This window comes from Brevibacterium sp. FME37, assembly GCF_014897485.1.
GTDB lineage: Bacteria > Actinomycetota > Actinomycetes > Actinomycetales > Brevibacteriaceae > Brevibacterium.
Genome location: NZ_JABUYE010000016.1, coordinates 96,063 through 119,337 on the forward strand (window position 1 = coordinate 96,063; position 23,275 = coordinate 119,337).

A 23,275-nucleotide genomic window follows, 5' to 3' on the forward strand; every position below is an offset into this window, starting at 1 on the left:
CGGCCTCCGTTCAATCTGCCATGCCACAACGCTGAGTGTTCTATGCTGTGGCATTCCACCAATGTCTCACCAGGTGGGAGCCTTAACCTGCGGTTTCAGCCGGGCGGAGGTGCCGAGCCCGAGTGCAGCGTCGGTGGCGGCGGAACTGCGCGCTACAGCCTCGGTGTCCCAGTCTGTTCTGTCGATGTCGGGGATCGCCTGGCTCATGATGTCCTTCCATCCGCGATGCCACCGGGTGGGGAAAGCCGAGCGCAGCAGATTGAGCATGATCGGCACGGCGGTCGAGGCTCCAGGAGAGGCGCCGAGGAGTCCCGCGATCGAACCGTCGGCACCGACGACGAGTTCCGTGCCCTGCTGCAGAACGCCGATGTGCTTGGCATCCGGTTTCACCAGCTGTGCTCGCTGCCCGGCGGGAACGAGCTGCCATTCGTTGAATCGTGCCTTCGGATAGTAGCGACGCAGCTGTGCGAACTTCTTCTTCGGACCGGCGGCGAGCTCCGTGACGAGGAATTTCACGAGGTCGAGGTTCTGCAGGCCCGCGGCGGCGATGACGTGGAGATTATCCAGGCGCAGCGTGGTGAAGAAGTCACTGAGCTTGCCGTGTTTGAGCAGCTTGGTGCTGAACGTCGCATAGGGGCCGAACAGCAGATGCTCCTTGCCGTCGATGATGCGTTTGTCGAGATGGGGCACGGACATCGGGGGAGCGCCGACATCGGCCTGACCGTAGACCTTCGCCTCATGGTGCCGGACTGCAGCGGGAGTGGAGCTGCGGTAGAACGAAGCGCCGACCGGCAGCACGGCATAGCCCCGCACCTCCGGGATGTGACTCTTCTGCAGGAGATGCAGGGCGAATCCGCCGGCGCCGACGAAGACGGTTCCTGCGCGAAGTGAAAATCGGCCATGGTGTGATTTGCCTGTGATCTCCCATCCCTCGGCGGTGCTGGACAGCCCGGTGACCTCATGGCCGACAAGGATCTTATTGGCCGAATCGTCGGTGACGATCGACATCAGTGCCTTCGTCAGTGCTCCGAAGTCGACGTCGGTGCCACGCGGATCGCGTGATGCGGCGATGGGTTCGCCGTCGCGGACTCGCCCGTCCATGGTCAGCGGCGCCCACTTCGCGATCTGCTCAGGGTCAGCGGTGAATTCCATGGTCGAAAACAGCGGATTCTCCCGCAGCGTTTCGACTCGATGACGCAGATAGGCGACATCCTCGGCTCCGAAGACGAGGTTCATATGGGTCGTGGAATGGATGAAGTCGTCTGCGGCGATGAGGCCCTGCTGAGCCAGGTATGACCACCACTGGCGGCTGAGGTGGAACTGCTCGGCGATCGCGGCCGGCTTCGCGCCGTTCGAAGGGTCTGCCATGTAGTTGAGTTCGCAGAGCCCGGAGTGTCCGGTTCCGGCATTGTTCCAGGGGTCGCTGCTCTCGCCAGCGATGGTGTCGGCCTTCTCAAGGACGACGACGCGCAGCTCGGGGTCGAGCACAGTGAGCATTGAGCCCAGGGTGGCCGACATGACGCCGCCTCCGATGAGTACGACATCTGCGTTGGGGAGGGTGTGGGGTGCAGCAGTATTTCGCTTCATGCTCTCACCATGCGCCGCAGCGAATCATCCGTCCAATGCGGAATAGTATCGATATAATCCGAATATGGATGGATGGGTGGCGGGCCAGATCCCGCAGCTGAGCGCTCTGGTGGAACTTGTCGACCAGGAGGGGCATATGACTGAGGCTGCTACGGCACTCGGCATTCCCCAGTCGACGATGAGTCGGCGGATTCACGGTCTTGAGGACCATCTCGGCGTGCCCCTCATCGTCCCCGATGGAAGGGCGATCAGCCTGACTGGGGCCGCCAGGGCGCTCGCAGATTCGATTAGGGGGCCGATGCGAGAGATCGGAATCGCGATCGCGGACCTCGCCGAGGCTGCCGATCCAGATCATGGAACGATTCGGTTCGGGTTTCCGCTCACGATGGGTGCGGGCCAGATCCCCGACCTTCTGGCCGCCTTCAGCTCGCGACACCCAGGAATCCGACTCGATCTCAAGCAGGCACATGGTGCTGAGCTTGTCCGGGATCTGCAGAAGGGGGCACTCGACCTGGCGATCATCATCCCGACACCGTTCCAGATGCCGCATGAGGTCATCGCTTCTCAAGAGATAGTGGCCGCAGTACCTGCTAATCATCGGCTTGCGGGCAGGCGAAGTGTCACCGTGGCGCAGCTGGCGAACGAGGAATTCATTGCCAATCCAGCGACCTACAATCTGCGCAGCCTCACCGACCAGTGGTGCGCGGATGCCGGGTTCGGGCCACAGGTGAAGACCGAAGTCACGGAGTTCTCAACGATCCGCGAATTCGTCAGCCGGGGAATGGGTGTCGCGCTGATCCCGCGCAATGTGCGCCACATGGAGGGAATCGCCGAGGTTGTCCTGCGTGGCGGTGACTATGTCCGTGAGGTCTCTGTGTGTTCGGCTGTCCGTCATCCCAGTCGCGTCGTTGGCCGCCTGCGCGACTTCATCCACGAGCGAGCCCAGCAGTGGGAGGCGATGCCGTAACCTCGGCGGCAGCCTGACCAGCGGTGAGGAGCACTCCTTCTCAGGCCCGCGAGCGCGCCAATAGGTACACGAAGTACGGAGCGCCGATGAGTGCGACGATGAGTCCGGCAGGAATCTGCGCGGGAGCAATGACCGTCCGTCCCAAAGCGTCCGCCACGACCAGTCCGAGCGCACCCAGGAGCATCGCGGTCGGAACGACGCGGGCATGCCGGCTGCCGACGAGGGCACGGGCCGCATGCGGAGCGACAAGTCCGATGAATCCGACGACGCCGACGGCGGAGACGCTGACAGCGGCCAGCACCGCCGCAGTGACGAGCACGCCCAGGCGCACGGGTTCACGCGGAACCCCGACCAACCTCGGCGTATCGTCGTCAAGTGCCAGCAAGTCCAGCTCCCTGGTCCACACGAAGGCCAAGGGAATCGCTGCGAGGAGAACGAGGGCCACAGGCGCGACATCCGCCCAGGCCCGGCCATAGGTGGAACCGGAGAGCCAGGTGAAGAGCGTTGGAGTGTCCCAGGGATTCGCGCGGACGAGGAACAAGGTGGTCAGGGCGGTGAAGCCGAACCACATGCCGATGCCGATGAGCACGAGTCGGTCGGTGTTCATCCCACCGCGCCAGGAGAGTCCGTAGATGATGGCGAAGGCCACGAGAGCACCGATGACGCCGGCGCTCGAGATGAGGACGACGGTGGCTCCGGGAATCAGAGTGATGACGATGACGGCACCGAGACCGGCGCCACCCGTGATGCCGAGCAGTCCCGGCTCCGCCAACGGATTGCGGGCGCTGGCCTGGACGAACGTCCCCGACAGCCCCAGGGCGGCACCAGCAGCCAGAGCAGCAGCTACACGCGGTGCGCGGGAGTCGAGCGCAAAGGAGATGACCGGTGCCGCCCGGTCCTGGAGCCACAGCGCGACGTCGCCGAGGAGGTAGAACCGTTCACCGGTCAGCAGCGCGAGGACGGCGACGGCGATGAGCACGACGACCCCGGTGGCGATGATGACGACTGCGCGACGAATGCCGAACACCCGCGATCGGGCGGCCGAGGTCGCTTGAGCAGGTCCCGAGGAGCGCATGGAACGAGCCAGGACCACGAGGACGATTGCGCCGAGCACCGTAGTGGTCACCCCTGAGGGCAGGGTGATCGCCTCGGTGGCTCCGACGATGGCGCGCAGCACGGCGTCGGCGAGGATGACGATGATCGCGCCGATGAGCGCCGTGGCCGGAATCATCACCGCATGCTTGCCGAGCACTGGAACGAGGCGCGTGAGCAGCCTGGCGATGACCGGGGCGCAGAGCCCGACGAACCCGATCGGCCCGGCCAGGGTCACTGCCGTGGCGGTGAGGATGACGGCGAGCAATATCCCGATCGCACGAGTCGAGCGGATCGGCACGCCGAGAACCGAGGCGGCATCATCACCGAGACTGAGCAGATCGAGGCGGCGTGAGAGCAGTATGGCGGCGGCGGTGATGACGGCGATGACAGGGATGCTGCGGATCGCGGCCGTCCCATCGAGCTGATTGAGGGTACCCGATCCCCAGGAGTAGAGGCTCGTCGTCTCCTCCTGGAAGAGGATGAGCAGCGTCGAGGTGCCGGCTTGCAGGGCCAATGCGGTCGCAGTGCCTGCGAGCACCAGGCGAGTAGTCGAGGACGCTGCGCCTCCGGCGAGGCCGAGAACGAGGGCGGCAGCGAGCAGGCCACCGACGAAGGCGACACCACCGGAGGCCCACATCGGAATCGAGATCCCGAATGCCGTGACCACGGTGACGGCGAAGTACGAGCCTCCGGTGACGGCGAGGGTGTCCGGTGAGGCCAGCGGGTTGCGTGCCAGTGACTGGAACAGTGCACCTGCCACGCCGAGGGCGACGCCCACGAGTATTCCGGCACCCACGCGCGGCAGCCGTGACCCGATGAGGATGTCACGGGCACTCGGTCCCACCTCGGCGGGGGAGTCCGAGGCCCCTGTCAGCGCAGCGAACAGATCCCGGAATCCGATCCCCGAGGTGCCCTGAGTGATGTGCCAAGCCGAGATCAGGGCAAGGACGACAGCCAGTCCGAGCAGGACGCCGCCGGCGGAAAGTGCGCCGATGGCTCCGAACCTCCGTGCCGGAGCGTCGGGCGTCGACATCGCCGAGGTGTTCGCAGGCATTTTCGTGGGTGTGTGAGCGGACATGGACTACTTGGTCAGCGCCTCGACGTAGGCGTCGAGAGCCTGTTCAGAGGACTTGGGCCCGCCGAAGGTCCAGATGCCGGAGGGGAATGGGTAGGTGCGCTTGTCCTTGACAGCAGGAATGTTCGACCAGATGTCGTTCTTCTTCAGCAGCTCGACATAGTCCTCTGATTCCGGGTCGTCGGTACCGGTGTAGAAGAAGTTCGCGTCACCGACCTTCGAGATGCCCTCGATATCGGTCTGCCCCAGGCCATAGGCCGGGTCGACCTCACCGGTCCATACGTTCTTCAGTCCCAGTTCCTCACCCAGCTCACCGAACAGGGAACCCTGACCAAAGGGGCGCAGGGCGACATTGGAGCCGTTGACCCAGCCGTCGAAGTAGACGAAGTCCTTTGTGGGCAGGTCAGCGTCGGCGAGTTCTTTCTTCGACTCCTCGACCTTGGCATCGAAGTCGGACAGGACAGTCTTCGCGCGCTCGCCACGGCCGGTCACCTCGGCGAGGGTGGAGAAGGTGTCCTTCATGTAGCCGATGGGATCCTTGCCGTTCGCTCCGGTCATCGCCATGACGGGGATGCCCTGGTCCTCGAGCTGACCGACGATCTTGTCATCGCGAGAGGTCGTCTCGATGATGACGAGATCGGGGTTCGCCGAGAGGATCGACTCCACATTGGGTTCCTGCCGGGTACCGACATCGGTGACGCCCTCAGGCAGCTTCTCCGCAGTGTCCCAGGTGGTGAAGCCCTTCGCATCGGCCACGGCAGCCGGGTCGATGCACAGTGAAACCAGATCCTCGGTGTACTGCCACTCGAGTGAGACGACCTTCGCGGCAGGTTTGTCGAGATCGATCTGGTGGCCAGTGTCGTCCTTGACGGAGACAGGGTCCGCCGAGGTGGTGCTTGAGTCGTCGGCACACGCTTCGGATGTCGATGTGGATGAGCCATCATCGGCCGAAACATCGGTGGAGGTCGTGCCGCAGGCCGACAGTGTGAGGGCGCAGACAGCCGAGACGGACGCGAGGACGAATACGGGCTTGCGCAGATGTGTCTGAGGCGAAATTTTCACGGAGGTGTCTCTTTCTTGAGAGGTGAAACGGCGGTATTTCAGTGAAGAAGTCAGGAAGCTGCGTCGAGGGTCCGACGACGCCGACGTGGCAGCGCCTCAATCCGGACCATTCCGGTGTCCTCATCGAGGCGGGTGGTGATCGGAAGACCATAGACTTCGGTGAGCACATTGGCGGTGAACACGTCCTCGCAAGTGCCGGCGGACCTGACCCGGCCCTGGCTGAGCAGGACGATGTCATCGGCGACGGCAGCGGCATGGTTGAGATCGTGGAGGACGACGCCGACGGCGGTCCCGTGATCATCGGCCAGGTCGCGCATGAGGTCCAGGATCTCCGCCTGGTAGCGCAGATCCAGGTGGTTGGTGGGCTCGTCGAGGAGCAGGACGCCGGTCTCCTGGGCCAGGCAGGTGGCCAGCCACACCCGTTGGAGCTCGCCTCCGGAGAGCTGATCGACGGAACGATCGGCCATCGAATCGGTGCCGGTCAGTTCCAGGGCCTGATCGATGGCGGCCCGGTCGTTGGTGGTGAGTGAGGCGAACCGGCGGCGGTGCGGGTGGCGGCCATAGGCCACGATCTCGCGCACGCTCAGCCCCGATGGATGGGGGCGCGATTGGGAGAGCAGGGTGACCGTGCGAGCGAATTCGCGGACCGACAGTGCAGCCGCCGGCGTGGTCGATCCTGCCGAGGAGATGGTGACCTCGCCCGAGCTGATGGGATGCAGGCGGGCCAGGGACCGCAGCACCGTCGATTTCCCGCTTCCGTTGGGGCCGATGAGTGCTGTGACTTTCCCAGGGGCGATCGAGACGGATACGTCATGGACGACCGACGCATGGTTGTAGCCCAGGTGCAGGCCCGAAGCCTGCAGCTGGGCTCGGTTCAAGGTCTCTGTGCGGTTCACATGCATAGCCTAACCTAAGTAAGGGTGGGGTGGGTTGAAATTCGAGCCTGCGAGCGAGGGTCGACCGCGTCATGCGGCAAATTTGCTGGGTGCACTCCCGGTGAATATGACTCGCCTCACATGCCATGTCAGTGTCGAATCGTAGGGTGGGGTCTGAATACATAGGATGGGGGAGACCCCGAGGAGGAACCCATGAGATTCGTCGCCACTGGTGACTGGCAGCTGGGCATGACGGCTCACTACCTCAGCGCCGAAGCCCGCCCCCGGTTCCACCGTGCCCGCCTCGACGCTGTCGCGCGGATCGGTGAGATCGCGGCCGAACGCGACTGTGAATTCGTCCTCGTCTGCGGAGATGTCTTCGAGTCGAACCAGCTCGACCGTGCGATCGTCTCCCGCACCTTCGAAGTCCTCAACACCTTCACTGTGCCCGTCGTTCTGCTGCCGGGTAACCACGATCCTCTCGACGCTGCCTCTATCTACGACTCCTCGGATTTCACCTCTCGTCAGCCAGACCACGTGCACGTCCTGCGTGACAGCGAACCGTTCGACGTCATCCCCGGCGTCGAAATCGTCGGCGCCCCATGGTTCTCCAAGCGTCCTCAGGCCGATCTGCTGGCTCAGGCAACCCGGAACCTCGTCGAGGTGGCCCCGGGGAATGTGCGCATCATCGCCGGTCACGGGGCCGTGAGTTCCCTTGACCCCGACCGGGATTCGCTGGCGACCATCGATGACGCTTCCCTCCGAAGCGTGCTGATCGAGGACCGAGCCCAATTCGTCGCATTGGGTGATAGGCACGCAACCCATGCGGTGACTGAACGCATCTGGTACCCGGGCGCTCCCGAGGTGACATCGCGCCGCGAGGACGATCCGGGAAATATCCTCCTTGTCGACATCGACCCCGAAACTCATGCTAGTTCCGTGGAGAAGGTGCACGTCGGAGCCTGGTCCTATCTCGTCGTCGAGGAGGACGTGAACTCCTATGACGACATCACCCATTTCGAGCAGCGGCTGGCCGATATTCCCGACAAGGACCGGACGGCTGTCTGGTTGATCCTGCGCGGAACACTCTCGACTGCAGCTAAGACGAAGCTCGATGAAGTCCTCGACCACGCCTCGGACCTCTTCGCTGTCGTCTCCCTGTGGGAACGACACACCGACATCGCAGTCATCGCCGCCGATGACGACTTCGCCGGACTGGGATTGAGCGGATACCTGCAGGAATCGCTCGACGAACTCTCCACGCAGGCGGCCGGCGACGAGGAAAGCGCGGTGGTCGCACAGGATGCCCTGGGACTGCTCTACCGGTTTGCAAGGAGCGGATCATGAAACTCCATTCCATCCACCTGCAGAACTATCGCGGGATCACGGATGCGCGCGTCGAATTCACGGATGGCGTCACTGTCGTCGAAGGGCCGAACGAGGTCGGGAAATCTTCGATCCACCAAGCCATCACTCACCTTCGTGACGACAAATCGAGCTCACGCAAAGGCAGCATCAAAGACATACAGCCCGTCGGAGCCGATGTGGGCCCTGAAGTCGAGCTGCATCTGAGCACCGGCGGCTATGAGCTCAAATATCGCAAACGGTGGCTCAAACAGCAGGAGACGCAGCTCAATGTCCTGCGGCCGGCCCCCGAGCAGCTGAGCAGCGACGATGCCCACGACAGGTTCCTTGCGATCCTCGACGAGACCGTCGACGTCGACCTTCTCGTTGCACTCGACGTGGCGCAGGGGGAGAGCCTGGCACAGGCACCCCTGGCACAGATCAAGGCGCTTCACAGCGCCTTGAGCGAATCCGGCGCCGAAGTCGCTGATCACGATGACTTCCTCGACCGGGTTGAGGCCGAGTACCTGAAGTACTTCACCGCCAAGGGGCGGGAGACGGGGGAGTACAAGGAACTCATCGCGCAGGTGCCTGTCGTCGAGGCCGCCTATGAGGACCTGCTCGAACGCAGTCGCGGAATGGATGACCTCGTCGACAATCATGCACGGGCCGCGGCACGATTGGAGACCGTGCGCATCCAGTTGACGCAGGCCAGCGAGGACAAGGAAGAGGCAGAGAAGGCCTCGGCAGCGATTGCGGAGCTCAAAACCGTCCTCGACCAGGTCACTGATCGCGCGAAATCCGCTGCTCGGGATGAACAGATCGCCCGGGAGTCCTTGGACCGCCGTACAACGCTCATCGAAGAAGTGACCGCAGCCGAAGACGCCGTGGACGCTGGTTCCAAAGAAGTATCCGAGCTGGAATCCTCTCAGAAGGAACAGGACACAGAGTTCGAAACAGCGCAGAAGGCCGTCGATGCGAAGCAGGAGGTGCTCAACGCCTCGCGTTCCTCGGCGAAGGATCTGACTCGTGAACTCACACGGGCTCGTGCCCGGGCAGATCTGACCGATCTGAGCCAGCGCCTCGAGACCGTCAGAGACCATGACGAACGTCGAACCCAAGCGCAGGCGACCATCGCATCGATCGCGGTGACCAGCCGGGACGTCGAGACACTGAACTCGCTGGCGACAGACCTGCGCATCGCCGAGAACGCGAAGACGTCCGCGGCGGCGCGGATCGTCGCCACCCAAGTCGGAGACCAAGCGGTGACGGTCGATGATGCGATCGTCGGGCAAGGGGCCACTGAAGACGTTGCTGTCGTCAAAGACGTGCATATCACGATCGGCGGAATCGCCGACATCACCATCCGGCCGGGAATCTCACCAGCAGAACTGGACCAAGCGATCACTTCGGCGAAGAAGGCCTTCGATGCCGAGTGTGAACGGCTTGGAGTCGATTCGGTCGAGCAGGCACGAGAGCGGGCCCACCGGCGGGCCGATGCCGAAGCTGTCCTGGCCGAATCGACGTCGACTCTCAAGGCGCTGCTGGGCAACGAAGAGCGCACGACCCTCGAAGCGAAATTGGCCCGAGCTCAGGAACTGGCCGGTGCAAACGTCGAAGACAGCACAGGCGATGACGACAGTGCAGACGGCGAATCATCTGCAGAACGTGAGACCGACACGGCTGATGAGGCTGATACCACCGCCACCCGCAGCATCAAGGAATTCGAAGCTGCCGTCGAGGAGGCAGAGAAGGCCGCCGACACAGCACAGCGTGACCTCGATGCTGCCCGGACAAATCTCGACCGTCTCCGCACGTCACGTGATGAAGCACGCGTCGCCACCGTCCGCGCCCAGACGACGCTGCAGGAAGCGAGCGCACAGCACGTTCGTCTGAAGGAATCACTTGAACAGGCCCGAGCCGCAGCAGCGGATGAGGATCTCGAAACTGCAGTGAAGGCGGCGGCATCGGAGTCCGAGACCATTGCTGCCAAGGTGTCAGAGGCCAGAGCGAACTACGAGGCTGCCGACCCCGAGACGTTGGAGATGCAGCTGCAGAACGCCCGCCAACTGGTGCTCAGCAAGGAGACGCAGCGGGAGACCGACCGGCAGAAAGTCGACCAGCTGTCGGCACTCATCGACGACCGTGCGAGCGAAGGCATCTACGAGAAGCTCGCTGCCGCCGAAGAGACCATGGAATCGGCACGTCGGAGACTGTCACGTCTGAGACGCCAGGCCCGAGCAATCGACCTGCTGCGATCCACGGTTCTTGCGCACAAGGAAGAAGCACAGCGGAAATATGTGGCTCCGTTCAAGGAGCAGATCGAGCGACTGGGACGACTGGTCTTCGGACCGGGACTCTCCGTCGATGTGTCGGAGAACCTCGAAATCGTCTCACGGACCCTCAATGAACGCACCGTTGCATTCGAATCACTCTCCGGAGGCACGAAGGAGCAGCTGGCACTCATCGGCCGCCTCGCTGTGGCCACGCTCGTCGACAGTGATTCTGGGGCACCGGTCATTCTCGACGATGCCTTCGGCTTCGCTGATGCTGAGCGTCTCAACGCTCTCAACGTCATCCTCGGTACAGTCGGTCAGCGCGCTCAGGTCATCCTGCTCACCTGCCAGCCCGACCGCTTCGGGAACATCGGCGGAGCAACGACGGTCAGTCTGAGCTGAGCGCGGCCTCGCGCGCATCCTGAGCTGCCTCGACAGCATCCTCTCGCAGCGTCCGCCGGAGGATCTTGCCCGAAGTCGTCTTCGGCAGCTCACCGATGAACGTCACCCGGTGCGGAGCCTTGAACGAAGCGAGATGTTCGCGGCAGTAGGCGATGATGTCGGACTCGCTGACAGCGTCGGCCTCGGCGCCGGGCGCGAGCGTGACGAACGCAGCAACGTCCTCGCCACGGTACTCATCGGGAATGCCGACAACTGCGGCCTCCTGGATGGCCGGATGAGTGTAGAGGACATCCTCGACCTCACGCGGCCAGACCTTGAAACCGGAGGCGTTGATCATGTCTTTCATCCGGTCGACGACGAAGAGCCACCCTTCGGAATCCATGAAACCCACGTCGCCCGTGCGCAGCTCCCCGCCGGGAATCTGCTCGGCTGTGGCCTGCGGGTCATTGAGATACTCGGAGATCACCTGAGGGCCGGAGATTGCGATCTCCCCGATCTCGTTGGGCCCCAGCGCCTGACCCGAGGCATCGAGGATCCGGATCATCGTGTCCGCTTGGGTGAGTCCGCACGCGAGGTTCCCGCTGTTCTCATCCACCGGAGCACGCAGATTCGTGGGCACTGTCGCGGCCTGAGCGCAGGTTTCAGTCAGACCATAGCCTTGAGCGAGGTAGAGACCTGTCCTGTCCTCGAACTTGCTGACCAGGCCCTCGGGCAACGGAGCGCCACCCGACTTGAGGCGTGTGAACGAGGAGAAATGATCCCTCGTGAAATCAGGATGCGCCAACATCGCCGTGTACACAGTCGCCGGTCCGACCATATAGGTCGGCCGTTCACGCCGGCACAGCTCCAGCATGGGACCCGGCGCGAAGCGATAGTTGAGGATGAGGCGGGCACCACCGGCCACAGCAGCGATGAACTGGCTGACGAAACCGGTGATGTGGAACAGCGGCGCCAACGTCGCGAAGCCATCACCGGGTGCGAATGCTGCGGTGCGCACGGTCTGGCGAGCATTGTTCGAGACGTTGCCGTGCGATGCTAGCGCACCCTTGGACTTACCGGAAGTCCCTGATGTGAACACCACGAGCGCATCGTCGTCAGGCAAGGGAGTGAAAGGAGTGAAGTCAGTCTCGAGGTAGGCCTCAATGATCTCGTGGACAAGGTCGAGCTCAGGAGTCGCTGGTAGATTCGCGAACCCGGAGAAGATGGCCTCCGGGCCGTGAACCTGATAGCTGAGGTCATCGCTGAGCACGACCACGGGAAGCGATTGTGCATATGGCTTGACCCGGTCGAGGTAGGCGGCTTTCGACACGACGAGGCCCTTGACCTCGGCAGTCGAGAAGATGTGTTCGAGTTCCCCGCGATACATCGGGTTGAGCGGGACCACGGTGCCGCCTGCTTTCCAGATGCCGAAGGCGGCGAGGGCGAATTCCGGGGTGTTCTGGTCATAGATGCCCACCCTGTCCCCGCGAGTGATTCCCTGCGCCGCCAGGTACGCGGCGAAAGCTGTGGACCAGCGGTCGAACTGCGACCAGGTGAGCGAGAAGCCGTAGTAGCTGATGGCTTCTCGCTCGCCGTGGTGTTCAACGGTGTCGGACAAATCCGCAAGAAGCGTCGACGCTTCCAGTCTGTAGGGCCGTGGAGCATCCTCGCCCAGTGTTGCCAACCAGGGTCGCGTCTCGCACCAATCGCTCATATCCGAATTTACCTTCTTCGTGTTTCTTCAGGTCGGCGCACGTCACCGGCTCCATAGAAGTACGCTACTGCGACTGCCTGCCGAGAGCAATCGAACGATCGAATAGCGGCAGGATCGGGTGTTGTACCGTTCAGTTCGTGCCGGCTGCCTGTTGCGCGGCCTTGGCTGCGGCAACCGCATCGGCACGAATGGTGCGCCGCAGAATCTTGCCGGAGCTCGTCTTCGGCAGCTCGTCGATGATGGTCACCCGACGTGGAGCCTTGAAGGAGGCCAGCTTCTCGCGACAGAACTCGACGATAGAGGCCTCTGTGACCTCGTCGGCTTCGGGACCTGACTGCAGAGTCACAAACGCAGCAACACTCTCTCCCCGATACTCATCGGGAATGCCGACAACTGCTGCCTCCTGAATCGCGGGATGCATGTACAGGACATCTTCGACTTCCCGCGGCCAGACCTTGAAGCCGGAGGCGTTGATCATGTCCTTCTTACGGTCGACGATGAACAGCCATCCTTCGTCGTTCATATAGCCGACATCGCCGGTGCGTAGCTCCCCATCTGGGATCTGCTCGGCCGTGGCCTTCTCATTGTTGATGTAGGCGGAGACGACCTCAGGGCCAGAGATGGCGACTTCGCCGATCTCATCGGGTCCCAACGGTTCGCCGGCATCATCGAGGATGCGAATCATCGTGTCTGGCTGCGGCAGACCGCAGGAGAGATTGCCGCTGTCGGGATCCACCGGCGCCTTCAGCCCGGGCGGGACAGTGGCGGCCTGCGCGCATGTTTCAGTCAGGCCGTATCCCTGCCCGATGTAGACACCGGTCTTGTCCATGAACTTGTTCACCAGTCCCTCGGGCAGGGGAGCTCCACCCGACATGATCCGCTTGAACGACGCGAAGTGTTCTGCAGTCGCAGCGGGATGGGCAAGCATCGCCGTATAGACCGTGGCTGGCCCCGCCATATACGTCGGCTTCTCCCGCAGGAAGAGTTCGAGAAGAGTTCCCGGCTCGAACCGATAGTTGGGGATCAGCCGAGCACCACCACTGACTCCAGCGATGAACTGGCAGATGAACCCCGTAATGTGGAAGACCGGGGCCAGCGTGAGGAAGCCGTCACCTGGTTCGAAGGTCGGTGTCCGCACACAGTAGCGTGAGTTGCTCGACACCGAGGCATGAGATCCGGAAGCGCCCTTTGCCTTGCCAGAAGTCCCGGAGGTGTAGACAACGATCGCCTCGTCCTCAGGAGTTGGGATGACCGCCGTGAAATCGGTACCCAGATGGGACTCGACAACGGCCTGGAAATCAGGGAGGTTCGGTGTCTGGCCCATGCCGGGATTCTCGCCAGGTGTTCCGGGCAGTTCATCGAACATAGAGAAGATCGCATCGGGACCATCGACCTGATAGCTCCGGTCATCGCTGAGCACGACAACAGGCAGGGCCGCCGCATACGGAGCCACCCGGCCCAGGAATGCCGCTTTCGAGACCACAAGTCCCTTCACCTCGGCGTCGGCGAAGATGTGCTCCAGTTCCCCGCGATACATGGGGTTGAGCGGGACGACGACGCCTCCGGTCTTCCAGATGCCGTAGGTGGCGATCATGAAGGCGGGAGTGTTCTGCTCGTAGATCGCGACGCGATCGCCGGCGGTGATTCCCCGTTCCACCAGATAGGCGGCGAACGCCGTGGAATACTGGTCGAACTGCGACCAGGTCAGGCCGAATCCGTAGTAGCTGATGGCCTCTTCGTCGCCGTATGAGGCGACCGTCGACGCCAGGTCTTGGAGAGTGGTGGACTTCTCGAGGGTGTAGGGGTTATTCGCGAGATCTCCCCAGGTCTTCAGCCAGGGCCGGGTGTCAAACCAACTGCTCATTGCTTCGCTTCCTTCGTCGTCGAATGGATGTCGAACAGGATGTGCTGGACTTACTTACGATACTTCTTGATCTCGTTGCGGGCGATCGAACGTTTGTGGACCTCATCAGGACCGTCGGCCAGACGAAGGGTGCGCATGTGCGCCCACATGCTGGCCAAGGGGAAGTCCTCGGTGACACCGGCGCCGCCGTGGACCTGGATCGCGCGATCAATGATCTTCAGCGCCATGGCCGGGGCGACGACCTTGATCTCAGCGATCTCGTTCTTCGCGACCTTGTTGCCGTGCGTGTCCATCATGTCCGCAGCATGCAGCGTCAGCAGCCTGGCCTGATCGATCTCGATCCTGGCCTCGGCGATCCAGTCCTGAATATTCGCGCGAGACGACAGCTTCTCACCGAAGGTCACACGCTCCTCGGCGCGTTTGACCATGAGCTCCAGCGCCCGTTCGGCCGCACCGATGGCACGCATGCAGTGGTGGATGCGACCTGGACCCAGGCGGGCCTGGCTGATCACGAACCCCTCACCTTCGCCCTTGAGGATGTCGCTGGCAGGGACCTTGACGTTTTCAAACGTGATCTCGGCGTGGCCCTCCCGATCGTGGTAACCGAAGACGGGCAGGTTGCGGACCACGGTGACACCGGGGGCATCGATCGGCACGACGAGCATCGACTGCTGACGGTGCACCTCGGCATCGGGGGAGGTCTTGCCCATGACGATGAGGACACGGCAATTGGGGTGCATGCCATTCGAGGCGAACCATTTGCGGCCGTTGAGGACGAACCCGTCCTCGGTGGGCTCCATGCGCATCTCAACATTCGTGGCATCGGAGCTGGCAACCGCGGGTTCGGTCATGGCGAATGCCGAGGCGATCTCACCGTTGAGCAGAGGTTTGAGGTATTTCTCCTTGTGCTCATCGGTGCCGAAGCGGGTGAAGACTTCCATGTTGCCCGTGTCGGGGGCATTGCAGTTGATGGATTCGGGGGCGATCTCGATGCTGTGGCCGGTGATCTCGGCCAGGGGCGCGTACTCGAGATTCGTCAATCCCGGCCCCCATTCGGGGTCGGGATGGAAGAGGTTCCACAGTCCCTGGCTCTTGGCCTCGGCCTTGAGGTCCTCGAGGATCTGCGGCTGAGTGTGCGGGCTGTCTGCCGCAGGCATCTGCTCGGCATAGACGGACTCCGAGGGGTAGACGAAGTCGTTCATGAACGTGGTCAGACGCTCCTGGTAATCGCGGCTGCGTTCACTTGTTTCCAGCATGTGTGGTCTCCTCGTTGAGTCGGTTCGCTTCGTTGAGTCGGTTCTGATAGCGGCTCATGCCCTTGAGCCAACGGTCGTAGTCGCTGCCCTTCATGCGGTACATGTCGAGCACCTCGGGGTGGGGGAGGATGAGGAACTGCTCAGCCTCGACGGCATCGAGGGCGACGTTTGCGACGGCCGCGGGCGTGTGCACCGCGCCGGCCTCGGTGACCGCGGACTGTGCCGGTCCGTCGGCACCGCTGTCGCGCAGCAGGTTTGTGTCGACGCCCATCGGGGCGATGACCGAGGCCCGGATGCCGTCGTCGCGGTAGGTCAGGGACAGCCATTCGGCGAACCCGACCGAGGCATGTTTGGTCACCGAGTACGCGGCCGATCCGATCTGGGTGAGCAGGCCGGCCGCTGAGGAAGTTGCGACGAAATATCCTGATCCGGCTTCCTGCCAGCGGGGGATGAGGGCTTGAGCTGCGCGGATGTGGGCGCGCAGGTTGACGTCGATGATTGCGTCCCAATCTCCGTCGGAATCGCCGAGACCAGCAGGCCCGATGATGCCGGCGTTCGCAAAGTACATGTCGACCCCGCCGAGGCGGTCGTCGGCGAAGGCGATGAGATCGTCGATTCCGTCGACCGAGGACACGTCCCCCACCCACGCGTGCGCACCGGAATGGAGCCCGGCGGCGGTGTCGGTGACAGTCGCGGACAGGTCGGCGAGGACGACGGTGGCTCCGCGGGTGATGAGTTCGGCAGCAAGGGCGGCACCGATGCCACCGGCGGCCCCGGTGACGATGGCCTTGGTATTGGCGAGGCTGCTCATGATTTCTCCAGAAGTGTCAGGGCCTGCCGTGCGAGGTCTTCGACTCCGGCACCGGCGGCTTCCGGATCGAGGTCGAGGTCGCCCATCTTGCCGGTCACCAGGCGTGTGTAGACACCTTCGCGGATGCACGCGAGCTTCCACATCGCGAAGGCCTCGTAGTAACCGACGTCGTGGACCTCGTGTCCGCTGACCTCTTGGTAGCGGTCGATGATCTCCTCAGCCTCCGGGAAGCCGAGGTTGGGGGTAGGAACCCAGATGCTCGTGTAGTCGGTGGGCACCGTGAGCATTGCGACGAAGTAGCCCAGATCGGTGAGCACCTCGCCGACGGCGGTGAGCTCCCAGTCGACGACCGCGTTGACCGCACCGCCCGGGGCAAAGATCATGTTGTTGGGCTTGAAATCTCCGTGAGCCAGGCCGACTGGGCTGCCGGCCGGGTCGGGCATTCTCTCGGCCAGGGCGTCGTGGACTTCGCGAATGATGGGGATGTCGCGCATCGAGATCTCTTCAACCTGTCCGAGCCAGCGTCGCAGCTGCCGTTCGATGAGCCCGCCGTTGCGGCGCAGGTCGCCGAGTCCCACCTCGTCGATGTCGACGCGATGGATTGCCGCCAACGTGTCGACCATGCCGAACGCGCACGCGCGCTTGTCGTTGAGTCCCGGGCCATCGGGGATCTGCGCCCAATCGGCGGGTTCGTTGATGGCGAACCCGGGGCAGTGATCCATGAAGACGAAGGGTACGTCGAGGATCTCAGGATCGTCGACGATGTCGATGACATGGGGGACTGGAACGGGGCTGTCGGACAACGCGGCCATGATCCTGCCCTCCCGCGAAACGTTGTGCGCGCTTCCGCCGGAATGCCCGAGCGGTGGACGTCGGAGCACCCAGCGCGGGAGTCCGTCCACGGTGATGGTGAATGTGAGATTTGAGCGTCCGATGGACATGACTTCGACATCGAAGTCCGTGACTCCGAACCGGTCCTCAATCCATGCTCCGATGGTTGAAGCATCGAATCCTGCAGGTGCTGTGGTCAACGTCGACCCTCCCGAGTGAACAATCGTTCAGTTTCAATCACAGTATTCAAACGGAGCGTGGGAGTCAAGCTGAAATCGTGATGCCGGTCACCACCGAATGTGATAGTGATGAGTGGGCCATCCCAAGCTTCTTTCATCCACAGTGAGGAAATCATGAGAGCCATTCGCGTTGCCGCCTTGACCGGACCAGATGATGTTGAGCTCGCCGCGGTCGACCGGCCAAGCCCGGGGCAAGGTGAGGTCCTCATTGAGGTCGCCTATGCCGGCGTGACGTTCCCCGAACTGCTCCAGACCCGGGGCATGTACCAGGTCAAGCACGACCTGCCCTTCGTCCTCGGGTCGGAGGCTGCCGGCATCGTCGCCGAGGCGGGCCCGGGATCCCGGTTCTCCGTGGGAGACCGTGTGGCCGCAATTCCCGGCAAAGGCTCGTTCGCCGAATTCATGGTGGTCAACGACGAGCAGACGGTGCCCGTGCCTGATGGCATCAGTCTGGCGCATGCGGCGGGAATGCCGATGAACGTGCTCACCGCGGACTTTGCGTTGCGCTTGAGGGCGCAGGCCAAGGCAGGACAATCCATCCTCGTCCACGGCGCCGCCGGCGGACTCGGATCAGCGGCGGTGCAGATGGCACTCGCCATGGGCCTCGAGGTCATCGGCGTGGTATCGACCGAGGCCAAGGCTCAGACCGTCCGCGAACTCGGTGCCACCCACGTGGTCATGGCCGAAGGATTCAAGGACGCGACCAAGGAGATCTACCCGAACGGAGTCGACTATGTCTTCGACCCGGTCGGCGGGGACCGCTTCACGGACTCGACCCGGGTCCTCGCCCCCTACGGCCGCCTTCTCGTCCTCGGATTCACCGCCGGTGAGATCCCCTCGGTCAAGGTCAATCGTCTGCTGCTGAAGAACATCTCCGTCGATGGTGTGGCGTGGGGAGCCGCAACCCGCGAGCGTCCCGGCTACATTGCCGAACAGTGGGACGCGATCGCCGACTATGTGGCCGCGGGTAAGCTCAACCCGGCGATTCACGGCACCTATCCGCTCAGCGACGCCGCGAAGGCGATCGGCGAACTCGATTCCCGCAGTGTGCAGGGCAAGGTGCTCCTCGAAGTCAAAGGCGAATAGGGAACACTGAAACACAATTGTGCGGTGCGGCTGTGGGCAAACCACCGCCGCACCGCACGCGTCACTTTTGGCGGTAGCGCTTGGCGATGTCGCGGCCGACGAGTTCCTTCATCACCTCGTTCGATCCGCCGAAGATCGCCTGGACCCGGCTGTCCTTGAACGCTCGGGTGATCGGGTATTCGAGCATGTAACCATAGCCGCCGAAGAGCTGCAGGCACCTGTTGATGACCTCGATCTCGAGGTCGGAGCCCAGGTACTTCGCCTTCGCCGCATCGACGGGAGTCAGCTCACCGGCGTTGAGCGCCAGCGCACAGCGGTCGACGAATGCTTCAAGGGCATCGACGCGGGTTTCGAGCTCGGCGAGTTCGAAACGCGTGTTCTGGAAGTCCCCGATCGTCTGTCCGAAGGCTGGCCGGGTGAAGACGTATTCGCCCGTCCACGCAAGTGCTGCTCTGGCACCGGCCAGTGTTCCCGAACCGATGAGCATGCGCTCGGTCGGCAGGTTGACCATGAGGTGGATGAACCCTTGGTCGAGTTCGCCGAGGAGAGCATCGGCGGGCACGCGCACATCGGAGAAGGACAGCTCCGATGTGTCCTGGGCGTCCATGCCGAGCTTCTTGAGCTTTCGCCCGCGTTCAAAGCCCGGAGTGTCGTCGTCGACGATGAACAGTGAAGTCCCCTGGGACGGCTTGGCGTCGGGGTTCGTGCGGGCGACGACGATGACGAAGTCGCAGTGGTAGCCATTGGTGATGAAAGTCTTCGCGCCGTTGATCACCCAGTCGTCTCCGTCGCGCACAGCCTTAGTCGTGATGCCTTGGAGGTCAGAGCCGGCATTCGGCTCGGTCATGGCGATCGCACCGATCGCCTCGCCCGAGGCGAGGCCTGGCAGGTATTTCTCCTTCTGAGCCTGGGTGCCGAAGGCCAGGAGGTAGCCGGGAACGATACCGTCGGATACGCCCCATCCACTTGTCGTCCCGCCGACGCCTCGCCGGGCGATCTCTTCGCTGCGGACCATCTCGAATCGGAAGTCATCGACTCCGGCTCCACCGAATTCCTCGGGGATGGTCAGGCCGATGACGCCCGCCTCGGCGGCCTTCTTCCACATTGATCGGTCGACGAGGTGCTCTTCCTCCCAGGCTTCGACGTGGGGCACGACCTCACGGTCGAGGAAGGTGGCGACGGTGCCGCGGAAGGCTTCGTGGTCCTCGTTGTACAGGTTTCTCTTCATGGGTGGTGTCCTCTTCGTCAAACGGGTTCAGAGCAGTTCGAGGATGGTGGCGTTGGCTTGGCCGCCGCCCTCGCACATCGACTGCAGTCCGTAGCGGATTCCCTGCTGCTGCATGTGGTGGATCATCGTCGTCATCAGCCTCGCACCCGAGCCGCCGAGTGGGTGGCCCAGAGCGATGGCCCCGCCATTCGGGTTGAGGCGGTTGATGTCGGCTCCGGTTTCCTGCAGCCAGGCCAACGGCACCGAGGCGAAGGCTTCGTTGATCTCGAAGACTCCGATGTCGTCGACGGAGAGCCCGGATTTCTTCAGCGCCTTCGCAGTTGCGGGGATGGGGCCGGTAAGCATGATGACGGGATCGGCGCCGGCGAGGACGGCCGTGTGCACCTTCGCAATCGGGGTCAGGCCCAGTTCCTTCGCCTTGGCTGAGGTCATCATCAGCATGGCTGCCGAACCGTCGGAGATCTGGGAGGCGTTGCCTGCGGTGACGACGCCGTCCTGCTTGAACACGGTGTCGAGACCAGCCAGCTTCTCCACGCTGGTGCCGCGGCGAATGCCCTCATCGGTTCTGAGGTCTCCGCTTTCGGTGCTCACAGTGATGATCTGGGATTCGAAGCGACCGGCATCGGTGGCTGCGGCTGCGAGTTCGTGGGAACGCACGGCGAGTTCGTCCAGTTGGGTGCGACTCAGTTTCCATTGTTCTGCGATCATCTCAGCGCCGATGCCCTGATTCGGCGTGACGTCGTCATAGCGGGCATTGAACTTCTGCCCGTACGGGGACTGGCCAGCGGCAGATGAGCCCATGGGGACGCGGGACATGGACTCGACGCCGCCTGCGACGACGACGTCGTACTGTCCGGCGATGAGGCCGGCCGCAGCGAAGTGCACGGCCTGCTGGGAGGACCCGCATTGCCGGTCGACCGTGACGCCGGGCACTGACTCGGGGAGTCCTGCGGAGAGGGCGACGGTACGTGCAATGTCACCGGTCTGCTCGCCGGACTGGGACACGCAACCGAAGATCACGTCGTCAATGACTTCTGGATCGATCCCTGTCTGGGCGACGACATCGGCCACGGCGATGGCGCCCAGGTCGGCCGGATGGATGCCTGAGAGCATGCCCTTGCGCTTGCCGGTCGGTGTACGTCGTGCGGCGACGATGACTGCGTCGTTCATCTGTGCTCCTTCGAGGTGCCGAACCTGCAGTCAGAGAGCTGGAGGTCGATGGCGAGTATGTGACTCAGATAACTGATCGTGAGTTAAGATTTTCACGAAGCCAAGAAACAGTCAAGATAGACCGTAAGTAAACGGGGCAGTCGATCTGCAGGCGGAGGAGAGTGCAGTGGATCAGTCGAACCGGACGGCACTTTCGCGAGAGATCATCCTCGACGCAACGATCGAATGCCTGCTCGCCGAGGGTTACTCAGCCACGACGACGATGAAGGTTCAATCCAGGGCCGGAGTGACTCGGGGCAGGCTTCTGCACCATTTCCCCTCGAAACGGGAGCTGCTCACGGCCGCGGTGGCCCGCCTCGGCGAACAGCGTCTCGACCGTCATCTGGAGGACCGGACCGATGATCTCAGCCGTTCCCTGATGCGCAAGCGCCCTCCTGCCGCCGAGGTGGGACCGCGATCCGACTGGGCGGTGCTGACGCTGTGGGCCGGTCTCATGCATTCGAGCTTCTTCACCGCACTCGAGCTCTGGGGTGCCTCCCGCACGGACGACCTGCTCGCGGAGAAGGTGCGAAACCATGAGAAGACGGTCCTCGAGCGAGTCAGGGACAACGCTCGGGAGCTGTTCGGGCCGAAGATCTGCGCGTCCGAGCGGTACGAGCACATGTTCAACATTCTCTTCTCCAGCATGCGCGGGATGGCCGTAACCTACACCTTCTCCCACCTCGACCCCGCAACCGAACCGATGATCGGAGAATGGCAGCGAACCGCGCGTACGCTCCTCGCGCACACAACCACCGGATGACCTCAATGCCGACACTCACAAGGACGTGACATGTATCCAGGAAAATGGGCAGCGGAGACCCCCGACAAGCCAGCCGTCGTCATGGCAGACACCGATGCCGTGCTCACCTACGGCCAACTCGAGGACAGATCGCTGCGCCTGGCCAACCACATGCGCGCCGCAGGATTGGTCAAGGGCGACCACATCGCCGTCATGTCAGAGAACCGTTTCGAGATCGTCGAGGCACTCTGGGCGGCGCTGCGCACCGGTGGGATCATCACAGTCGTCAACTCGCACCTGACGGCCGCGGAATCGGCCTATATCGTCGACGACTGCGACGCCAGGGTCTTCCTGCTCTCCACTGCTCTGGATGCGGCCGCCGAGGTGGCGGCTTCGTGTCAGCAGGTGGAGAACCGGATCCGCATCGACGCCGTCCCCACGGGTGAGGGCGGTGACGTATTCGCCGACTGGGACGAATATGAGGCGGTGCTGGCAGCCGCCTCGGCGAGGAAGCCGGTAGTCGAACCGCGAGGGGATGACATGCTCTACTCCTCGGGCACCACCGGGCGGCCGAAAGGGATCCTGCCCGGGCCGACAGATCTGCAGATCGAAGACGAGGATGTGTCGATCGTCAAGCTGTTCACTATGCTCTTCGGTTTCGACTCGGAAACTGTCTACCTCTCACCGGCACCGCTCTACCATGCTGCGCCACTGCGTTTCGTGATGACGACGCATGCCAGGGGCGGAACCGCAGTCATCATGTCGCATTTCGAGGCCGAGCCTGCTTTGGCGATGGTCGAGAAGCATCGCGTGACCCATTCCCAATGGGTGCCGACGATGTTCATCCGAATGCTCAAACTCCCCGAGGCAGTCCGCAGCTCCTACGATGTCAGCAGTCTTGAGGTGGCTATCCATGCAGCCGCTCCCTGTCCGCCGGAGGTCAAACAGGCGATGATCGAGTGGTGGGGGCCCGTCCTCTACGAATACTATGCGGCAACCGAGAGCATCGGCCTGACCGTGATCACCAGTGAACAGTCCCTGCAGAAGCCAGGCTCGGTCGGTCGTGACGGGATCAAGGGCATCGTCCACATCTGCGGTCCGGATGGACAGGAGCTTCCGGCAGGGGAGGTCGGCGTCATCTACTTCGAAGACGCAAGATCCCTGTTCGAGTACTACAAGGACGATGCGAAGACGCAGACATCCAGACATCCGGACCACCCCGATACCTGGGCGACGACCGGCGACATGGGGTACCTCGACGAGGATCGCTACCTCTACATCGCCGAGCGAACCACTGGCCTCATCATCGCGGGCGGAGTCAACATCTACCCTCAGGAAATCGAGAATGCGTTGGCGCTTCGACCTCAGATCGCCGATGTCGCCGTCGTAGGGCAGTCCGATGACGAGCTGGGGCAGGTCCCGGTGGCATTCGTGCAGCTGGCCGACGGTGTCGACGAAGCCGGAGCGGCGGACGAGATCCGGACGTGGCTGAGCGATAAGCTGGCCCGTTTCAAGATCCCCCGCGAGTTCTATTTCGTGGCCGAGCTGCCGCGGACACCGACAGGGAAGTTGGTTAAGCCTCGATCCACCGATCTAGGCTGAAGCTGCACGCTGGTCTGGATTTCGGTGTTTG

At 63.0% G+C, this 23,275-nt stretch carries 17 protein-coding genes; 6 read left to right on the top strand and 11 right to left on the bottom strand.

Annotation, left to right across the window (positions count from 1 at the left end; genetic code table 11):
• Positions 1-66 precede the first annotated feature (66 nt).
• Positions 67-1,587: a malate:quinone oxidoreductase gene (locus INT29_RS16635; protein ID WP_101569644.1), complete on the bottom strand. Its 1,521-nt coding sequence runs from the start codon at positions 1,585-1,587 to the stop codon at positions 67-69.
• A gap of 64 nt (positions 1,588-1,651) precedes the next feature.
• Between INT29_RS16635 and INT29_RS16640 the strand changes: the two genes are divergently transcribed.
• Positions 1,652-2,554, top strand: a complete 903-nt coding sequence (locus INT29_RS16640) for a LysR family transcriptional regulator (protein WP_101569645.1) — start codon at positions 1,652-1,654, stop codon at positions 2,552-2,554.
• 40 nt (positions 2,555-2,594) lie between these two features.
• Here the strand turns inward: INT29_RS16640 and INT29_RS16645 are convergent, their stop codons facing one another.
• Genes INT29_RS16645 through INT29_RS16655 form a run of 3 tightly spaced genes read right to left on the bottom strand, consistent with a single transcriptional unit; the run spans position 2,595 to position 6,682 of the window.
• Positions 2,595-4,703, bottom strand: a complete 2,109-nt coding sequence (locus tag INT29_RS16645) for an iron ABC transporter permease (protein WP_226830701.1) — start codon at positions 4,701-4,703, stop codon at positions 2,595-2,597.
• A gap of 27 nt (positions 4,704-4,730) precedes the next feature.
• The gene (locus tag INT29_RS16650) at positions 4,731-5,786 is read right to left on the bottom strand and encodes an iron-siderophore ABC transporter substrate-binding protein (RefSeq protein WP_319020929.1); all 1,056 of its coding nucleotides are present in this window, start codon (positions 5,784-5,786) and stop codon (positions 4,731-4,733) included.
• A 50-nt stretch (positions 5,787-5,836) separates the two neighbouring features.
• On the bottom strand, positions 5,837-6,682 hold the full coding sequence (locus INT29_RS16655; RefSeq protein WP_257929974.1) for an ABC transporter ATP-binding protein: 846 nt from the start codon (positions 6,680-6,682) through the stop codon (positions 5,837-5,839).
• 192 nt (positions 6,683-6,874) lie between these two features.
• Between INT29_RS16655 and INT29_RS16660 the strand changes: the two genes are divergently transcribed.
• Both INT29_RS16660 and INT29_RS16665 read left to right on the top strand, forming a co-directional pair.
• On the top strand, positions 6,875-8,008 hold the full coding sequence (locus tag INT29_RS16660) for a metallophosphoesterase family protein (protein ID WP_193072491.1): 1,134 nt from the start codon (positions 6,875-6,877) through the stop codon (positions 8,006-8,008).
• Positions 8,005-10,683 carry an AAA family ATPase gene (locus INT29_RS16665; RefSeq protein WP_193072492.1) on the top strand — a complete coding sequence of 893 codons (2,679 nt, stop codon included), beginning with the start codon at positions 8,005-8,007 and terminating at the stop codon, positions 10,681-10,683. The genes INT29_RS16660 and INT29_RS16665 overlap by 4 nt, the downstream gene beginning before the upstream one ends.
• Here the strand turns inward: INT29_RS16665 and INT29_RS16670 are convergent.
• The 5 genes from INT29_RS16670 to INT29_RS16690 form a co-directional block, all read right to left on the bottom strand.
• Positions 10,670-12,376 (bottom strand): class I adenylate-forming enzyme family protein, encoded by a 1,707-nt coding sequence (locus INT29_RS16670; RefSeq protein WP_193072493.1) that lies wholly within the window; start codon positions 12,374-12,376, stop codon positions 10,670-10,672. The genes INT29_RS16665 and INT29_RS16670 overlap by 14 nt on opposite strands.
• A gap of 130 nt (positions 12,377-12,506) precedes the next feature.
• Entirely contained in the window at positions 12,507-14,240 is a 1,734-nt protein-coding gene (locus INT29_RS16675; RefSeq protein ID WP_193072495.1) for a class I adenylate-forming enzyme family protein, read from the bottom strand.
• 50 nt (positions 14,241-14,290) lie between these two features.
• A complete protein-coding gene (locus tag INT29_RS16680; RefSeq protein WP_193072496.1) occupies positions 14,291-15,496 on the bottom strand; it encodes an acyl-CoA dehydrogenase family protein in 1,206 nt (401 codons plus the stop codon).
• Positions 15,480-16,307, bottom strand: coding sequence for an SDR family oxidoreductase (locus INT29_RS16685; RefSeq protein ID WP_193072497.1), 828 nt, complete (start codon positions 16,305-16,307; stop codon positions 15,480-15,482). Before INT29_RS16685 ends, INT29_RS16680 begins: the two co-directional genes overlap by 17 nt.
• Positions 16,304-17,338 (bottom strand): phosphotransferase family protein, encoded by a 1,035-nt coding sequence (locus INT29_RS16690; RefSeq protein WP_193072498.1) that lies wholly within the window; start codon positions 17,336-17,338, stop codon positions 16,304-16,306. Before INT29_RS16690 ends, INT29_RS16685 begins: the two co-directional genes overlap by 4 nt.
• A gap of 153 nt (positions 17,339-17,491) precedes the next feature.
• Between INT29_RS16690 and INT29_RS16695 the strand changes: the two genes are divergently transcribed.
• Positions 17,492-18,463 (top strand): NADPH:quinone oxidoreductase family protein, encoded by a 972-nt coding sequence (locus tag INT29_RS16695; protein WP_193072499.1) that lies wholly within the window; start codon positions 17,492-17,494, stop codon positions 18,461-18,463.
• Between the two features lie 61 nt (positions 18,464-18,524).
• On the opposite strand, the gene INT29_RS16700 is transcribed toward INT29_RS16695, so the two are convergent.
• Both INT29_RS16700 and INT29_RS16705 read right to left on the bottom strand, forming a co-directional pair.
• A complete protein-coding gene (locus tag INT29_RS16700; RefSeq protein ID WP_193072500.1) occupies positions 18,525-19,691 on the bottom strand; it encodes an acyl-CoA dehydrogenase family protein in 1,167 nt (388 codons plus the stop codon).
• A gap of 27 nt (positions 19,692-19,718) precedes the next feature.
• Positions 19,719-20,861, bottom strand: a complete 1,143-nt coding sequence (locus tag INT29_RS16705; protein ID WP_193072501.1) for a thiolase family protein — start codon at positions 20,859-20,861, stop codon at positions 19,719-19,721.
• A gap of 166 nt (positions 20,862-21,027) precedes the next feature.
• Between INT29_RS16705 and INT29_RS16710 the strand changes: the two genes are divergently transcribed.
• Positions 21,028-21,663: a TetR/AcrR family transcriptional regulator gene (locus tag INT29_RS16710; RefSeq protein WP_180958861.1), complete on the top strand. Its 636-nt coding sequence runs from the start codon at positions 21,028-21,030 to the stop codon at positions 21,661-21,663.
• Positions 21,664-21,693: 30 nt separating this feature from the next.
• Positions 21,694-23,244, top strand: coding sequence for an AMP-binding protein (locus tag INT29_RS16715; RefSeq protein WP_193072502.1), 1,551 nt, complete (start codon positions 21,694-21,696; stop codon positions 23,242-23,244).
• Positions 23,245-23,275 lie beyond the last annotated feature (31 nt).

Coding starts and splice junctions, on each gene's coding strand:
- INT29_RS16635 (WP_101569644.1), bottom strand. CDS start 1,587: ATGAAGCGAAATACTGCTGCACCCCACACCCTCCCCAACGCAGATGTC.
- INT29_RS16640 (WP_101569645.1), top strand. CDS start 1,652: ATGGATGGATGGGTGGCGGGCCAGATCCCGCAGCTGAGCGCTCTGGTG.
- INT29_RS16645 (WP_226830701.1), bottom strand. CDS start 4,703: ATGCCTGCGAACACCTCGGCGATGTCGACGCCCGACGCTCCGGCACGG.
- INT29_RS16660 (WP_193072491.1), top strand. CDS start 6,875: ATGAGATTCGTCGCCACTGGTGACTGGCAGCTGGGCATGACGGCTCAC.
- INT29_RS16665 (WP_193072492.1), top strand. CDS start 8,005: ATGAAACTCCATTCCATCCACCTGCAGAACTATCGCGGGATCACGGAT.
- INT29_RS16670 (WP_193072493.1), bottom strand. CDS start 12,376: ATGAGCGATTGGTGCGAGACGCGACCCTGGTTGGCAACACTGGGCGAG.
- INT29_RS16675 (WP_193072495.1), bottom strand. CDS start 14,240: ATGAGCAGTTGGTTTGACACCCGGCCCTGGCTGAAGACCTGGGGAGAT.
- INT29_RS16680 (WP_193072496.1), bottom strand. CDS start 15,496: ATGCTGGAAACAAGTGAACGCAGCCGCGATTACCAGGAGCGTCTGACC.
- INT29_RS16685 (WP_193072497.1), bottom strand. CDS start 16,307: ATGAGCAGCCTCGCCAATACCAAGGCCATCGTCACCGGGGCCGCCGGT.
- INT29_RS16695 (WP_193072499.1), top strand. CDS start 17,492: ATGAGAGCCATTCGCGTTGCCGCCTTGACCGGACCAGATGATGTTGAG.
- INT29_RS16700 (WP_193072500.1), bottom strand. CDS start 19,691: ATGAAGAGAAACCTGTACAACGAGGACCACGAAGCCTTCCGCGGCACC.
- INT29_RS16705 (WP_193072501.1), bottom strand. CDS start 20,861: ATGAACGACGCAGTCATCGTCGCCGCACGACGTACACCGACCGGCAAG.
- INT29_RS16715 (WP_193072502.1), top strand. CDS start 21,694: ATGTATCCAGGAAAATGGGCAGCGGAGACCCCCGACAAGCCAGCCGTC.